Source organism: Streptosporangium sp. NPDC049644 (assembly GCF_040675205.1).
Classification (GTDB): Bacteria; Actinomycetota; Actinomycetes; order Streptosporangiales; family Streptosporangiaceae; genus Streptosporangium; species Streptosporangium fukuiense.
The window spans coordinates 1-14592 of sequence record NZ_JBFAOJ010000009.1 but is presented as its reverse complement, the minus strand read 5'-3'; the positions used below and the strand labels follow the sequence as shown (position 1 = coordinate 14592).

Sequence of the window (14592 nt, the reverse complement as noted above, 5' to 3'; positions counted from 1 at the left end):
TAGGTCAGCGGAGTTGTGGCACGATTCGTATGTGCTGGTCGTATTAGCCCTCGCTGCCGTAGCCGTCGTCGCCAGTGTCACGGTGGTCGCCATGGGCCGAGGGGGTGAGCTGAGCGAGTTCGCCCCCGACGTGCCTCCGCTGGACCTGCCCAAGGGCGGCCAGCTCGGTGCCGTCGACTTCATGGCGCTCCAGCTCCCGGTGAGCCTCGTCGGCTATCACACCCAGAGCGTGGACGAGGCGCTGAACCGGGTCGCCGGAGCCCTGAGCGAGCGTGACACCAGGATCGCCGTGCTGGAGCAGCGGGTGGCCGAGCTGCTCGCCGGCCGGCTCCAGGCCCGCCACGAGCTCAAAGGCGGCCTGCCCGCCACCCTGCGCGAGCTTGAGGCGCCGTACGAGCTCTCCGGCCACGGCAGGCCGGCGGCGGACAAGGAGCATGCCGACGGCTCGTCCGCCGTTTCGCTCACCGGGCGCGAGGTGCCGCCCCGGCTTCCCGGCGCGGCCGAGCCCGTGCCGGACCTCGTGCCGGACCTCGTGCACGACGAGGGGGATTCCGGCGGGTCACGGGTCGGGCACGGGTCGCAGGAGGCCGACGGGCCCTCCGAGGCGGATGGGAGTTCCGTGGCGGAGGAGCCGCCCGGCATGTCGCGGGTCTCCTCGCCGTCCGAGCCGTCCCGGGTGCCGGACTCCCCGTCCCCTTCCGGGGTTTCGCCGGAGCCGTCCTCCGACGCCGTCGGCGTCCACCTCGGTGAGCGGCCGGGGACGGACAAGAAGGAGGAGTCCCGTTGACCGAGACCTCGCGACCCGTGGTGCCCGCGGCACCCGTGGAGCTCGTGCGCTGCGGGTGGGTGAGCGCGGCCCCCGACTACATCGCCTACCACGACGAGGAGTGGGGCCGCCCGGTCACCGGCGACGACCGGGTGTTCGAGCGGATCACGCTGGAGGCGTTCCAGTCCGGCCTGTCCTGGATCACCATCCTGCGCAAGCGGGAGAACTTCCGTGCCGCCTTCGAGGGGTTCTCCATCCCGGCCGTGGCCGCCTTCGGCGAACAGGACGTCGAACGCCTGCTCGCCGACGCGGGCATCGTCAGGAACCGGGCCAAGATCGAGGCGACGATCGCCAACGCGAGGGCCGCGCTCGGCATCGGCCTGTCCGACCTCGTCTGGAGTCACGCGGACCCCGGCTCGCCGGTCCCGAAGACCCCGGCGGACCTGCCCGCCCAGACCCCCGGCTCCAAGGCGCTGGCCAAGGAGCTCAAGTCACACGGCTTCCGTTTCGTCGGCCCGACCACCGCCTACGCGCTGATGCAGGCCATCGGCCTCGTCAACGACCACCTGGCCGACTGCTGGACACACCGGGCCTGACGGCCTTCCCCCGCGGGCGAGGGGAAGCCGTGCGCGGACGCCCCGCCGCCCGCGCGACAGGGAGCGGGTACGCGGCGGCCGGGCCGGGTTCCCGGCGGAAGCCGCCGGCAGGCCGTCAGCGGCCCTGGAAGACCGGACGCTCCTTGGCGAGGAAGGCGCGGGTCGCGTTCAGGTGGTCGTCGGTCCCGGCGCAGGCGTCCTGGAGGTCGGCCTCCAGGTCCAGGGCCTCGGCCAGCGAACTGGTCGAGGCGAACCGCAGGGCGCGCTTGGTGGCCGTGTAGGCGCTCGTGGGCCCCTGTGCCAGTCGTACGGCCAGTGCGTGGGCGGCGGTGTCCAGTTCGTCGGCGGGGACGACCTGGGAGACGATCCCGAGTTCGAGCGCGCGGGCCGAGCCGACGGGCTCGCCGAGCAGTAGCAGCTCCGCCGCGCGGCCCGCGCCGACCAGGCGCTGCAGGGTCCAGGAGGCGCCCGAGTCCGGGGCCAGGGCGATGCCGGAGAAGGCCATCGCGAACCTGGCCTTCTCCGAGGCGATCCGCAGGTCGCAGGCGAAGGCCAGCGCGGCGCCCGCGCCCGCGGCGACGCCGTTCACCGCCGCGACGACCGGTTTGTCCATCTCGGTGATCGTGCGGACGATCGGGTTGTACTGCGTACGTACCGTGCCGTCCAGGCCCCGGCCGGCCTCCAGGTTCGCGGCGTGCTCGCCCAGGTCCTGGCCGGCACAGAACGCCCGCCCCGTCCCGGTCAGCAGCACCGCCCGCACGGCACGCTCCTGCGACGCCGCGGTCACCGCCTCAAGCAGGGCGGTCTTCGCCCGGGAGGTCAGCGAGTTCATCGCCTCCGGCCGGTTGATGACGATGGTGGCGACGGCGTCGTCGACGGAGTAGAGAACGTCGTTCAACAAGGGCTCCTTCGGGCTTCTGGGCTCCGCGTGCTACGGCTCGCCGAGGTGACGGTCGACGAAGGCGGCGGCGGCTGGGAGCAGCCGTCCGGCCTCGTGTTCGAAGTAGATTCTGGCCTGCTCCCCCGGCCAGCCTTCCGGCAGGAGCTCGGCCGGGAGCCCGGGGTCGTGGAACAGGAAGTTGCGCCAGCCGTGCAGCAGCCTGCTGCGGACGGCGAACACCCGGGCGTCGCTCGCGTCGCCGGGCAGTTCGCCGATCAGGTCCGTCGCCTGGGTCAGCCATCTCCGGTAGGCGGCGCCGATGCCGTCCAGGTCCCATGTCCTGGCGGCCAGTGCCGCGGGGTCGCCGTCGAGCACCGCGTCGAACCGTTCGGCGCCGACGCCCTCGCGGCTGAGGATCGTCTCCAGCTCGGAGGAGGGCCGGAGCCCGATCCAGGTGGTCTCGGACAGGGGCGCGTACCCGATGAAGGAGAGCTCGGCCCGGAGGCGCTCCCTTCTGGACCGCTCGCGCACGGGCTCCAGCACCAGGATGTGCCATCGGCCGTCCCAGGTGATCGTCCCAACTCGGTAAATTCTCAGCGCGGCTTCGTCGAGGCGGTGCACGCATTTGGGGGTGACCTCGTAGCCGGGGCCTCCGGGCAACCGGGCGGGCGCCAGCCAGCCTTGCCGTACCATCCGCGAGATGGCGGTGCGCACGGCCGGAGCGGCGATGTCCAGTGGAGCGAGCAGGCGGACGAGGGCGGCCACGGACGCATGGCCGCCTCGGGATCCGAGGTGGTCCCCGTACAGATCGAAGAGCGCGGCGCGGGCGTTCACGAGGACAAGTTTGGCCGTCCGGGGGGTCTCGGACAACGGTCTTGATCGCCGGATGAGCCGACGCTGAGACTGATCGTTCCCATTCTCCGTGCGGAGGCGGGATAATAGGACATCACAGAAGACGTGAATGCGTCGGCCACCCTCGGGTCAGTCGGAGATCCGGAGCCCGAAGCAGGAAGGGATACACGCATGGCGGCTATGAAGCCGAGGACCGGTGATGGTCCGCTGGAGGTCGTCAAGGAAGGCAGGGGGATCGTCATGCGGGTTCCTCTGGAGGGGGGCGGCCGTCTCGTCGTTGAGCTCTCCGCGGACGAGGCAAGTGCTCTTGGTGAGGAACTGAAGAAGATCGTCGGTTGATACCGATCTAAGACAAAGCGGCGGAGCCGGGCCCTATTTGAGCTTGCTCGGGGAGCATGACACCTGCGATGGCCCGCGCGACCGACGACGAACACGGCCCTGGCCGTCGGACCGCCTTGCGGCGGCTCGCGCCAGGGCCGCGGTGTTCTCCCCGGCTTCTCTCTCCTGCCGGGCCTGACGACTGGAGTCATCCATGCCCATCTCCCCCTGTCTGCTCCTACCCCGCGTGCCCTATGCCCAGGGGCCGTTCGTCGCGGAGGACGCCGAGACCGAGTCCTTCGGCGACGCCGAGTTGCTCGCCGTGCCCTTCGCCGAGGATCTCGCGCCCGAGATCGAGCTGCCGGTGCCCGTGGCCGCGTTGCTCGCCCACTACCAGGCCAAGGGCGAGGCGGGTGAGATCGTCGAGGTTCCCGTCGCGAACGGCGACGCCGTGGGCCGGGTGCTCCTCTACGGAGTCGGGGACGGGTCGGCGACGGCCCTGCGCAAGGCCGGTGCGGCGGTGGCGCGGCGCGGTAAGGGCAAGGACGCCATCAGGATCGTGCTGCCCGGCGGGCCGGTGGCGGCCTTCGCGGAGGGCGCGCTGCTGGCCACGTACACCTTCAGGGTCGGCGAGGCGAAGTCCCCCGTGACGACACTCGAATTCGTCGGAGACGAGGTCGAGGCGGAGGTCGCCGGCGCGGAGGTGATCGCCGGAGCCGTCGCGCTCGCCAGGGACCTGGCCAACACCCCGTCCTCGGTGAAGTCACCGGCCTGGCTCGCCGAGCGCGCCGCCGAGCAGGGCGTCGCCGTGCGGGTGTGGGACGAGCGGGAGCTGCGCGCCGGCGGGTTCGGCGGCATCCTCGCCGTCGGGAAGGGGTCGGTGAACCCGCCCCGGCTGATCCAGCTCTCCTACCGGCCCGAGGGCGCGACGCGCCACGTGGTCCTGGTCGGCAAGGGCATCACGTACGACACCGGCGGCCTGTCGCTCAAGCCGACCGCCGGCATGGTGTTCATGAAGACCGACATGGCCGGCGGAGCGGTGGTCATCGCGGTCCTGGGCGCGCTGGCCTCGCTCGGCGTGCCGATCCGGGTCACCGGCCTGGTCGCCGCCGCCGAGAACTCCTTCTCCGGTTCGGCCCAGCGCCCCTCGGACGTGATCACACAGTACGGCGGCCGGACCGTGGAGGTGCTCAACACCGACGCCGAGGGCCGCCTGGTGCTGGCCGACGCGCTGGCCTACGCCGACGCGGAGCTGGACCCGGACGTCATGGTCGACGTCGCCACGCTGACCGGGGCGATCAGTGTGGCCCTGGGCAAGAATCTCGGCGCGGTCTTCACCTCCGAGGACGCGCTGGCCGGCGCGCTGGTCGAGGCGGGGGAGGCCAGTGGGGAGCGGCTCTGGCGGATGCCGCTGATCGAGGACTACCTTCCCGCGCTCGACTCGTCGGTGGCCGACCTGACCAACATCGAGGCCGGATCGACCTACGGCGCGGGTTCCGTCACCGCGGCGCTGTTCCTGCGCGAGTTCACCGGCGGGCGGCCCTGGGCGCACCTGGACATCGCCGGCGTCGGCCGTAGCGGCGCGGACGAGGGGCTCTTCAGCAAGGGAGCCACCGGATACGGCGTGCGCCTGCTGCTCGAATGGCTGGCGGGGCTCCAGGAGCGGTGATCGCGCGGCGGGCGGGACGGTGTCGTCGTCCCGCCCCCGGTCGGGTGGCCGCCGTCAGTCGGAGAGCTTGACGGCCGCCAGGATGCCGTCTCCGAGAGGCATCATCAGCGGGCGGAGCCGCTCGTCGGAGCGGACCAGCTTGCCGAGCTCCCTGATGGAGACCGTGTCGGGGTCCCGCTGCACGGGGTCGGCCACCCGGTTGCCCCAGAGGGCGTTGTCGAAGACGACGATGCCGCCGATCCGGAGCAGCCGGACGGACTCGGCCAGGTAGTCGGCGTACTCGTGCATGGCGCCGTCGCAGAAGACCAGGTCGTAGCCGCCGTCGGACAGCCGGGGGAGCACGTCGAGGGCACGGCCGGTGATCAGGCGGGTCCGGCCCCCGGAGAATCCGGCCTGGGCGAAGCTCTGCCTGGCCAGCCGCTGGTGCTCCGGTTCCACGTCCACGCTGGTGAGCGTGCCGTCCTGGCGCATGCCGCGAAGCAGCCACAGGCCTGACACCCCGCAGCCGGTGCCGATCTCCACGACGGCACGGGCGTTGATGGCGGTGGCGAGGAAGCAGAGAGCAGCGCCGCCGCCGGGCCGGATCGGGGGCGCTCCCACCTCGGCTCCGCGCATGCGCGCGGCCAGCAGGATGTCGTCCTCCCTGTGGAACTCGTCGGCATAGGCCAGAGTGGCCTCCAACGGACTTGTCGGCGTCTCTGCCATCGGCCTCTCCTCCCGCTTTCTCCGTACACAGTCATATAGGCGCTGGGTCGCAGCCTAAGGGAGGCAGGCCCGATCGGGAACTCATGTCGTCCCCGGTGCGTTGCACGGTTTAAGCGGCCTTTGCCGGTCCTGAAGGTAGTCAGTGCGCACGAAGGGACGAAACCAGGCACTATGGCGATAGCGGTGGTCCCGGAGAGAGGAGTGCTGGTGGACGAGCCTGACCACCAGGCAGAAGCTCCAGTGTCTGATTGGACGCCTCCTACCTGGGAGGAGGTGGTCCGGGCGCACTCGGCGCGAGTGTATCGGCTGGCCTATCGGCTGACCGGCAACGTGCACGATGCGGAAGATCTCACCCAGGAGGTCTTCGTCCGGGTCTTCAGGTCCTTGTCGAACTACACGCCAGGCACTTTCGAGGGCTGGCTGCACCGCATCACCACCAACCTGTTCCTCGACATGGCGCGGCGCAAGCAGCGCATCAGGTTCGAGGGGCTCGCCGACGACGCCGCCGAGCGGCTGCGCGGGCGCGAGCCTTCTCCCGCACAGGTGTACGACGACACCCATCTGGAGCCCGACATCCAGGCGGCACTCGACGCGCTCGCGCCCGAGTTCCGCGCGGCCGTCGTTCTGTGTGACATCGAGGGGCTGTCCTACGAGGAGATCGCGGCGACGCTGGGTGTGAAGCTCGGCACGGTTCGGAGCCGGATCCACCGTGGGCGGGCGCAGTTGCGTGAGGCGCTTGAGCATCGCGCGCCGCGGAACGATCTATTCCCCCCGAGCGTTACTCACGGGGAGGAATTCGCATGAGAAATCACAGTCATGACGAATGTCACGACGAGCCACTTGGCAAGGAGTGCGCATGAGTCATCTAGGAGAGCGCGTTTCCGCACTGGTGGACGGTGAGCTGAATCACCACGAGCGCGACCGGGCCCTGTCGCATCTGGCCTTCTGCGCCGACTGCCGGGCCGAGGTCGACGCCGTGCGAGCGCTGAAGAGCCGGTTGCGGTCCCTCGACGGGCCCGCGATGCCGACCGACCTGACGATGTCCCTGCTGCGGATGGCGGAGCCCGGCGGCCCGTTGCCCCCGCGTGAGCGCCCCTTTCCGGCCTCGCGCACCTTCGGCGGAGCACCCATTCCGAGCATGTACAGCGTCGCTCCCCCGGACAACCGTCCCAGGAGCCGGGCCCAAGGACCTCGCCGCACCCGGAGAGCGGGTTACGTCGCGGTGGGCGTCGCCTCGGCGGCCGTGGCGATCGGCACACTGTTCGTGGTAGGCGGGGCCGACCCCAATCCGCGTGTCGTGCCGCCGGTCGACATGTTCGCCAACCAGCACAGGAACACGGCACCCTACGGCGGATCGGCGACGCCCACCTTCTCACCCACTCCGTGATCCGGCTGCCCGCCACGATCATCCTGGTGGCTGTCATGTTGCTGGGGCTGGTGACGGGCGGTACGGCACACGCGGTCAGGACCTCGCACGCCATACCGCCGGACGAGGCGGAGAACGAGGACACCGGCCTGCACCTGCTCCGTGAGGCGGCGGTCGCGGGCCGGGCCCGCGGATACTCAGGCACCCAGTACGTCACGGTCTGGGGGGCCTCCGGCTCCACCTCCGCGGTGCTGGAGGTGCGCAACGTCCCCGGAAAGGGGATGACGGTGCATGCCGAGCCCTCGGGTTCCGTGCGGAGCGCCGATCCAGGCACCCCCGCCGGGGGCATGTCCAGCCCGTCGGAGACGATGCTCGAGGTGCTGGCCCGGAACTACCGGGTGGTGGCCGCCGGGGAGGGGCACGCCTGCGGGCGCCCAGCCCGTCTGGTGAACGTGCTGCGCGGGGACGGCACGGTCGCCGCCCGCTACTGGATCGACAAGGCCGCCGGGCCGGTGCTGCGCCGCGAACTCATGGACGCGAGGGGCCGGGTCGTCAACGTCGGGGCCTTCGTCGACCTGGCCCTCGACCCGGTGGCCAAGGGGGCGGTGCCCACGGCGCCGCCGCTGGCCGTCGGGGGCCTCGACCTCGTGGAGATGCCCCGCCTGCTGGCCGCGGGCTGGCGCATTCCCCGTGCCCTGCCGGGCCGCCTGGAGTTGTTCGCCGCGCGAAGCGCCCCCGCTGGATACTTATATTTGGGGTATTCAGATGGGTTATCAGTTGTGTCGGTTTTTGTGCAGCCCGGAGTGCTTGATGAGGATCATCTCCAGGGTTGGCATGCGGAACGGCGCAGCGGGCATACGATCTGGATTCGAGGCCCGGTTGGGCAGGAGATGATCTGGGCGAGTGGGGGGCATGTCTATACAGTCTTCGCGGACGCGTCGGCCGACATGGTCGACACGGCTGTCGCGGCCCTACCGCACGAGCATGTTCCGGATCTCTGGACGAGGCTCGGCCGAGGTGCGAGTCGCCTGCTCTCGTGGGTCAATCCCTTCGGTTGACGCGTGTTTTACACATCTCGTATGCCACTCGGGGGAAGATTGCCGGGTTGACCCGGTGAGTGGGCATCTGCGAGGCAAGGAGTAGTGAGTATTCGATGACCGACGAGGCCCGTACCGGCCACGGGGCGCAGGATGCTGCGGGGCGTACGCCGTCGGACTTCACCGACGGCGGTCACGGCGCTCCGGAGTCCCGCCACGCAGACTCCTCCGGCCCCGAGTTCTCGCGCCCCGAGTTCCTGCCCGCCGGAGAGGGGGCGCCGTCCCAGGCCGAGCGGTCGGACGACGACGGCTGGAGCCAGTTGGGCGCTCCGCCAGGCCGTGGCCGGTGGGGTGACCGGCAGGGGCAACCCGAGCTGTTCCGTCACGACGACGGGGAGCCGCCGGCGGGCGAGGGCGTCCAGGGACAGGGCTACGTGGAGAGCTGGGGCGACCCCTCCGGCCGGCCCAGGTACGACACGGCGGTCTTCGCCGCCCACCCGGCTCCGCCGCCACCGCCGCCCAGCCAGGCGTTCGGCCTGGGGCCCGGCTGGGCGCCGCCTCCCGGCGGCCCGGGGCTGCCGGGGAGCTTCGGCGGCCTGGCGCCCGCGGTGGTCCGCGGGCCGCGCACGGCCACGCTGGTCGTCCTCGCCGTGGTGATCGCGTTGCTCGCCTCGCTGCTCGGCAGCGTCGGCACCTACCTCCTCACCAAGCCGACCGGCTCGGGCCGCGACCCCTCCTACAGCCTGGGGAACGCGCCGACCGGTTCCAACGCCCGGCCCCCGGACTCGGTGGCGGGCGTGGCCTCGAAGGTGCTGCCCAGCGTGGTCTCGCTGGCGGTCGAGGGCGGGACGAGTTCCAACACCGGTTCCGGCTTCCTGATCAAGGGCGGCTACGTGGTGACCAACAACCACGTGGTCGCCGGCGCCGATCCGAGCGGTCGGATCCAGATCCAGTTCAACAACCGCAAGTCCACCTCCGCCGTCGTCGTCGGCCGCGACCCCGAGTCCGACCTGGCAGTGGTCAAGCCGGCGGAGACCTTCGGCGCCCCGGAGATCACCCTCGGCAACTCCGACAACGTGGTCGTGGGCGACCCGGTCATCGCCATCGGCTCCCCGCTGGGCCTGACCGGCACCGTCACCTCCGGCATCGTCAGCTCGCTCAACCGCCCCGTTCAGGCGGGTGAGGAGAACAACTCCGAGACCACCTGGCTCAGCGCGGTCCAGACCGACGCGGCCATCAACCCGGGCAACTCCGGGGGACCGCTGGTCAACGGCAACGGCGAGGTGATCGGCGTCAACTCGGCGATCGCCACTCTCGGCAGGTCGGTCGGCGGCCAGAGCGGCAGCATCGGCCTCGGTTTCGCCATCCCGGTGAACCACGCCCGCCGCGTCGCCCAGGAGCTGATCACCACGGGCAAGGCCAAGAAGTCGCGGATCGGTGTCGCCATCGACCCGACCTACCAGGGCGTCGGGGTGCGCATCGCGACCGAGGCCAAGCAGGGGAGCCAGCCGATCGAGCCGAACGGCCCCGCCGCCCAGGCGGGCCTCAAGCCGGGCGACGTCATCCTGGAGGTCGACGGCATCGTGCTGCAGGACGGCAACGAGCTGATCGCGCTGGTCCGCAACAGGGCTCCCGGTGAGAAGCTCTCGGTCAAGTACCAGCGCGGCGGCCAGGAGAACACCGCGACCGTGACCGTCGGCACCGCGCCGGACCAGCCCGCACCCGAGCCGTCCTGAGCCGCCCGGCAGGGGCGCGTGCTCACGCTCGGCGGTATTAGTCTGGAACCTCTCCGGTATGTAGCCGGAGAGGTGCCCATGGCCTCTTCTCGGTAGGAGATCACCGTGTTCGGACTCGGCTGGCCTGAGATCGTGGCGCTGGTGGTCATCGCCCTCCTCGTGTTCGGCCCGGAGAAACTGCCCCAGGCCGCCGCCCAGGCGGGCAAGACGTTGCGCAACCTGCGCAGGATGGCCAACAACGCCAGAGACGACCTGCGGACCGGGCTGGGACCGGAGTTCGCCGACTTCGACCCGTCCGACCTGAATCCGAAGAACTTCGTCCGCAAGCACCTCACCGCTGATCTTGAGGACGACTGGAACTCCACCCCGGCCACCGCCACCGCCGAACCCGCGTCCTCCTACCCGGCGGGCGGCGAGCTGGGTTACGGCGAGATCCCTCCGTACGACTCCGAGGCGACCTGAGTCCCTCCCGGACGGACGACGGCGGCGCCCCCCACAGGAGGACGCCGCCGTCGTCGTGTCGGAGCGGGTGCCGTTCAGCCGCGCCGGGTGGGCGAGATGCCGAGCTGGAGGCCCTTGAGGCTGGTCGACTTCTTGCTGAGGGAGCCGGCGATGCGGATCAGCTCGGCCGCGGCCGGGGCGTCCGGGTCGGTCAGCACGAGCGGCTTGCCCTCGTCGCCGCCCTCGCGCAGGCGCATGTCGATCGGCACCTGGCCGAGGAGCGGCACGCGGGCGCCGAGGGTGCGGGTGAGCGCGTCGGCCACGGTCTGGCCGCCGCCCTCGCCGAAGACCGAGACCCGCTCGTCGCAGTGCGGGCAGGGCAGCCACGACATGTTCTCGATGACACCGGCGATCTGCTGGTGGGTCTGGACGGCGATCGATCCGGCCCGCTCGGCGACCTCGGCGGCGGCCTGCTGCGGGGTGGTCACCACCAGGAGCTCCGCGGAGGGCATCCGCTGTGCCACGGAGATCGCGATGTCACCGGTGCCCGGGGGCAGGTCCATCAGCAGCACGTCCAGGTCGCCCCAGTAGACGTCGGCGAGGAACTGGTGCAGGGCCCGGTCGAGCATGGGACCGCGCCACACCACGGGGGTGTTGCCCTCCGGCTTGAACATGCCGACCGAGATGACCTTGATGTCATGCGCCACCGGCGGCATGATCATGTCCTCGACCTTGGTGGGGCGCTCGGAGGTGCCCAGCATGCGAGGGATGCTGTGGCCGTAGATGTCGGCGTCGACGACGCCGACCTTGAGGCCGCTCGCGGCCATCGCGGCGGCCAGGTTGACGGTGACCGACGACTTGCCGACACCGCCCTTGCCGGAGGCGACGGCGAAGACCCGGGTCAGCGAGCCGGGCTGGGCGAAGGGGATCTCCTTCTCGGGGCCCTTGTTGCCGCGCAGCTTGCTCTGCAGCGCCTTGCGCTGCTCGGGGCTCATGACGTCCATCTCGACGGAGACGCCGGTCACTCCGTCGATCTTGGAGACCGCGGCGGTGACGTCTCGGGTGATGGTGTCCTTCATGGGGCAGCCGGACACGGTGAGGAAGATCGCGACACGTACCGCCCCCTGGGGGGAGATGTCGACGCTCTTGACCATTTCCAGCTCGGTGATCGGCCGACGGATCTCAGGGTCGTTGACGGTCGCGAGAGCGGCCATCACCAGTTCCGGGGTAGGTGCCATCGAAGTGTCGGCAACACGGCGTCACCCGGGGGCGACGGAGGATGCCGTCCCTCCTTGTCTGTTATCGATGAGGCGTCTCAAGGGCAGGAGTTGCCCGTCGCGGCGCTCGTATGGCTTGGCGAGAGGCCCGATCCCGTCAGGGAACGGTCGGCGTCGTGAGTCCAATGGTATGAACCACGGAACGTCGACAGGAATTCCGGCTCCGGTTCTGGTCGCCGGATTCGGACAATTCGCTGTGTAGATGCGCGTGCAACGTTCTAAGGTTACTGGGTGACCCTCACGGCGGGCGAGTCCACGGAGAGCTTCAGCTCGGAGGAGCTGATGCTCTGGCGCATGCTCCAGCGAGCACAGGTCCGCATCGCCCGAGTGCTGGAAGCCGACCTGCTGGTCGAGCACGATCTGTCCCTGGCCTCCTACGAGGTCCTCCTGCAGCTCTTCGAGGCGCCCGAGCGGCGGCTGAGGATGAACGACCTGGCGGACCGGGTGCTGCTCTCGCGCAGCGGCCTGACCCGGCTCATCGACCGCCTCCAGCGTGACGGCCTGGTCGAGCGCGAGGCGTGCACCAGTGACGCGCGCGGCCTGTTCGCGGTGCTCACCGACGCGGGCGCCGCGCTCCTGGCCGAGGCCGGCCCCACCTATCTGCGCGGTGTCCGCGCCCAGTTCCTGGACATGCTCGACGCCGACGAGCTGCGCCGGTGCGCGGTCATGCTGAACAAGCTCCTGCCCGCCTCCGGCACCGAACCCTGCTGAGGTCCCGCGGCGGGTAGCCGCCGCACCCCTGCTCCCGCCTGCCCGGCCTGCGCCGGGCCGCCCTGACCGGTGGCCGTACAGGGCTGTCGAGCGCCATGTCACATACCAGCCCCAGGGTGATGTCGAACACATAAAGGATCTTGCGGACTATACGGACAAAGATTGATATTGCGGATGTTTCCCTAGTTGTTCTGGAGGCTCCGCTTGCCGAAGTTACGGGCAGCCCTCATCGTCCTCGCGGTTCTCGCGACGGGCGTCACTCCGGCCCACGCGGCCACCCGGCCATCCCTCACCGTCGAGCGGGGGCGGACCCAACCGGTCTTCTCCTACGCCGACGCCGTCCGCGAGCACGTCTACGTCGAGTCGAGTGTCGACAGCGACTCCGATGGGAGGCCGGACCGGGTCCGTGTCGACATCATCAGACCGAAGGAATCGGGCCCCGGGCTCAAGGTACCGGTGATCATCGATGAGAGTCCGTACTACGACAACTCCGGCCGGGGCAACGAGGCCGAGCGGAAGGTCTATGACGCCGCCGGGAACGTAGTGAAATTCCCGCTGTTCTACGACAACTACTTCGTGCCGCGCGGTTACGCCGTCCTGAATGTCGACATGATCGGCACCACCAGGTCCGACGGCTGTCCCGACGTCGGCGGGCAGGCCGACGTGCTGGGCGGCAAGGCCGTGATCGACTGGCTGAACGGCCGCGCCACCGCCTACCGTCCCGACGGCACGCCCGCGGTCGCGGACTGGACCACCGGCAAGGCCGCGATGATCGGCAAGTCGTACGACGGCACGCTGGCCAACGCCGTGGCGGCGACCGGCGTGCGGGGGCTGGAGACCATCGTGCCGATCTCGGCGATCAGCTCCTGGTACAGGTACCAGCGCTCCAACGGGGTGGTCTACAACTACGACTACATGTCGTGGCTGGGGAACTACGTCGACACCGACCCCGAGGCCAAGTGCGCCGCGGTGCGGGCGCGGCTGGACGCCGAGGACGGCGACGACACCGGCGACTACAACGGCTTCTGGGCCGAGCGCGACTACATCGCGGGCTCGATGGCCGATGTCTCCAAGGTGCGTGCCAGCGTCTTCGCCGTGCACACGGTCAACGACCTCAACGTCAGGCCCGACAACTTCTCCAAGTGGTGGCAGGCGCTGGCCGACCGGAACGTGCCCCGCAAGATCTGGGTCGGGCAGTACCAGCACGTCGACCCCTTCGACTTCGAGGGCCGTCGTGACCTCTGGGTCGACACGCTGCACCGCTGGTTCGACCACTGGCTGCTCGGCGTGCAGAACGGCGTCATGCGAGAGCCCCGCGCCGACGTGCAGACCAGCCTCGACCGCTGGATCACCCAGCGCGACTGGCCCGCCCCGCTCTCCCTGAAGGTTCCCTTCCGCCCCGCGGCCGACGGCTCGTTCGGCCTGGTACCGGCCAGAAGAGGGCAGACCGCCACGTTCACCGACATCCGCCAGTCCGAGGACGCGATGGTGGCCGACGTCGGTACCGTCAAGCCGGGGCGGGTGGCCTTCACCACCGGCGAGCTGCCGCTGGATCTGCGGCTGTCCGGCACGCCCGTGGTGGACCTGCGCGTCGCGCTCGACAAGCCCACCTCGAACCTGACCGCGCTCCTCGTCGACTTCGGCGAGGACACCCGGATCGACTGGCGGCGGGGCCAGGGCGTCACCACGGTCGCCGAGGAGAGCTGCCACGGCGAGAGCACGGCCTCCGACGACGCCTGTTACCGGCAGGTCGTCACCAACCGGGCCACCCGGCCGCTGGAGATCGTCGCCCGTGGCTGGATCGACGTGCAGAACCGCGACTCGCTCAGCGAGCCCTCGCCGCTGCCCCCGGGCACGTACGGCAAGGTCAGCTGGGAGACGCTGCCGCAGGAGTACGTCTTCAAGAAGGGGCACAGGCTGGCCCTCGTGATCGCCGGCACCGACTCGACCTACAGCGCCGAGCGGGCCACCGGCGCGAACGTCACCGTCGACCTGGCGGGGAGCAAGGTCGTGATCCCGCTGGTGATCAGCACCCTCGGCGGCGCCGACGTGCCGAAGGACACGTCCAGGTGGCAGGGTCCGGCACGACTGGACCTGCCGGTGCCGGAGAACCTGTTCTTCTAGACCGCGGAGGTTCGCGCGGGCCGCGCGCCGGGGTCGGTGAGGTCGAGCAGGGCGTAGAGCCGCGCGTGCAGCCCGTCGGTGTCGGCGTCGCCGAGGGACACGATGCGGTCGATC

At 70.5% G+C, this 14592-nt stretch carries 15 protein-coding genes; 11 read left to right on the top strand and 4 right to left on the bottom strand.

All coding sequences use genetic code 11. The annotated features are described in order from the left end of the window. Nucleotides 1-31 precede the first annotated feature (31 nt). The gene (locus AB0J58_RS07325) at nt 32-787 is read left to right on the top strand and encodes a hypothetical protein (protein ID WP_364211506.1); all 756 of its coding nucleotides are present in this window, start codon (nt 32-34) and stop codon (nt 785-787) included. Beyond that, nucleotides 784-1362 (top strand): DNA-3-methyladenine glycosylase I, encoded by a 579-nt coding sequence (locus tag AB0J58_RS07320; RefSeq protein WP_364211503.1) that lies wholly within the window; start codon nt 784-786, stop codon nt 1360-1362. The genes AB0J58_RS07325 and AB0J58_RS07320 overlap by 4 nt, the downstream gene beginning before the upstream one ends. Nucleotides 1363-1477: 115 nt before the next feature. Here the strand turns inward: AB0J58_RS07320 and AB0J58_RS07315 are convergent, their stop codons facing one another. Both AB0J58_RS07315 and AB0J58_RS07310 read right to left on the bottom strand, forming a co-directional pair. Next, a complete protein-coding gene (locus AB0J58_RS07315) occupies nt 1478-2260 on the bottom strand; it encodes an enoyl-CoA hydratase-related protein (protein WP_364211500.1) in 783 nt (260 codons plus the stop codon). Between the two features lie 33 nt (nt 2261-2293). Further along, a complete protein-coding gene (locus tag AB0J58_RS07310; protein ID WP_364211497.1) occupies nt 2294-3076 on the bottom strand; it encodes a PaaX family transcriptional regulator C-terminal domain-containing protein in 783 nt (260 codons plus the stop codon). A gap of 189 nt (nt 3077-3265) precedes the next feature. Between AB0J58_RS07310 and AB0J58_RS07305 the strand changes: the two genes are divergently transcribed. Together AB0J58_RS07305 and AB0J58_RS07300 are read left to right on the top strand one after the other, a co-directional pair. Further along, the gene (locus tag AB0J58_RS07305; protein WP_084195322.1) at nt 3266-3433 is read left to right on the top strand and encodes a DUF3117 domain-containing protein; all 168 of its coding nucleotides are present in this window, start codon (nt 3266-3268) and stop codon (nt 3431-3433) included. A gap of 193 nt (nt 3434-3626) precedes the next feature. Beyond that, nucleotides 3627-5081 carry a leucyl aminopeptidase gene (locus tag AB0J58_RS07300; RefSeq protein WP_364211494.1) on the top strand — a complete coding sequence of 485 codons (1455 nt, stop codon included), beginning with the start codon at nt 3627-3629 and terminating at the stop codon, nt 5079-5081. 54 nt (nt 5082-5135) lie between these two features. Here AB0J58_RS07300 and AB0J58_RS07295 read toward each other — a convergent pair whose 3' ends face one another. Then, complete coding sequence (locus AB0J58_RS07295; RefSeq protein WP_364211491.1) at nt 5136-5786, bottom strand: O-methyltransferase; 651 nt, start codon at nt 5784-5786, stop codon at nt 5136-5138. Nucleotides 5787-5957: 171 nt separating this feature from the next. Between AB0J58_RS07295 and sigE the strand changes: the two genes are divergently transcribed. From sigE to AB0J58_RS07270, 5 genes are all read left to right on the top strand, one after another. Beyond that, nucleotides 5958-6590, top strand: a complete 633-nt coding sequence (sigE, locus tag AB0J58_RS07290) for an RNA polymerase sigma factor SigE (RefSeq protein WP_364151089.1) — start codon at nt 5958-5960, stop codon at nt 6588-6590. A 52-nt stretch (nt 6591-6642) separates the two neighbouring features. Further along, a complete protein-coding gene (locus AB0J58_RS07285; protein WP_343976310.1) occupies nt 6643-7173 on the top strand; it encodes a zf-HC2 domain-containing protein in 531 nt (176 codons plus the stop codon). Nucleotides 7174-7208: 35 nt separating this feature from the next. Further along, nucleotides 7209-8210, top strand: a complete 1002-nt coding sequence (locus AB0J58_RS07280; protein WP_364211788.1) for a sigma-E factor regulatory protein RseB domain-containing protein — start codon at nt 7209-7211, stop codon at nt 8208-8210. Nucleotides 8211-8305: 95 nt separating this feature from the next. After that, a complete protein-coding gene (locus AB0J58_RS07275) occupies nt 8306-9925 on the top strand; it encodes a trypsin-like peptidase domain-containing protein (RefSeq protein ID WP_364211488.1) in 1620 nt (539 codons plus the stop codon). A 105-nt stretch (nt 9926-10030) separates the two neighbouring features. After that, complete coding sequence (locus AB0J58_RS07270) at nt 10031-10387, top strand: sec-independent translocase (protein ID WP_343977496.1); 357 nt, start codon at nt 10031-10033, stop codon at nt 10385-10387. 74 nt (nt 10388-10461) lie between these two features. On the opposite strand, the gene AB0J58_RS07265 is transcribed toward AB0J58_RS07270, so the two are convergent. Further along, a complete protein-coding gene (locus AB0J58_RS07265) occupies nt 10462-11604 on the bottom strand; it encodes a P-loop NTPase (RefSeq protein WP_343977494.1) in 1143 nt (380 codons plus the stop codon). Between the two features lie 270 nt (nt 11605-11874). Here AB0J58_RS07265 and AB0J58_RS07260 point away from each other — a divergent pair, with 270 nt between their 5' ends. Both AB0J58_RS07260 and AB0J58_RS07255 read left to right on the top strand, forming a co-directional pair. Continuing rightward, nucleotides 11875-12354, top strand: coding sequence for a MarR family transcriptional regulator (locus tag AB0J58_RS07260; RefSeq protein ID WP_364211485.1), 480 nt, complete (start codon nt 11875-11877; stop codon nt 12352-12354). Between the two features lie 204 nt (nt 12355-12558). Beyond that, a complete protein-coding gene (locus tag AB0J58_RS07255) occupies nt 12559-14478 on the top strand; it encodes a Xaa-Pro dipeptidyl-peptidase (RefSeq protein WP_364211482.1) in 1920 nt (639 codons plus the stop codon). Nucleotides 14479-14592: the final 114 nt, after the last annotated feature.

Excerpts from the sequence above, each read along its gene's own strand:
- AB0J58_RS07305 (WP_084195322.1), top strand. The coding sequence starts at position 3,266 with ATGGCGGCTATGAAGCCGAGGACCGGTGATGGTCCGCTGGAGGTCGTC.
- AB0J58_RS07300 (WP_364211494.1), top strand. The coding sequence starts at position 3,627 with ATGCCCATCTCCCCCTGTCTGCTCCTACCCCGCGTGCCCTATGCCCAG.
- AB0J58_RS07295 (WP_364211491.1), bottom strand. The coding sequence starts at position 5,786 with ATGGCAGAGACGCCGACAAGTCCGTTGGAGGCCACTCTGGCCTATGCC.
- sigE (WP_364151089.1), top strand. The coding sequence starts at position 5,958 with ATGGCGATAGCGGTGGTCCCGGAGAGAGGAGTGCTGGTGGACGAGCCT.
- AB0J58_RS07285 (WP_343976310.1), top strand. The coding sequence starts at position 6,643 with ATGAGTCATCTAGGAGAGCGCGTTTCCGCACTGGTGGACGGTGAGCTG.
- AB0J58_RS07280 (WP_364211788.1), top strand. The coding sequence starts at position 7,209 with ATGTTGCTGGGGCTGGTGACGGGCGGTACGGCACACGCGGTCAGGACC.
- AB0J58_RS07275 (WP_364211488.1), top strand. The coding sequence starts at position 8,306 with ATGACCGACGAGGCCCGTACCGGCCACGGGGCGCAGGATGCTGCGGGG.
- AB0J58_RS07265 (WP_343977494.1), bottom strand. The coding sequence starts at position 11,604 with ATGGCACCTACCCCGGAACTGGTGATGGCCGCTCTCGCGACCGTCAAC.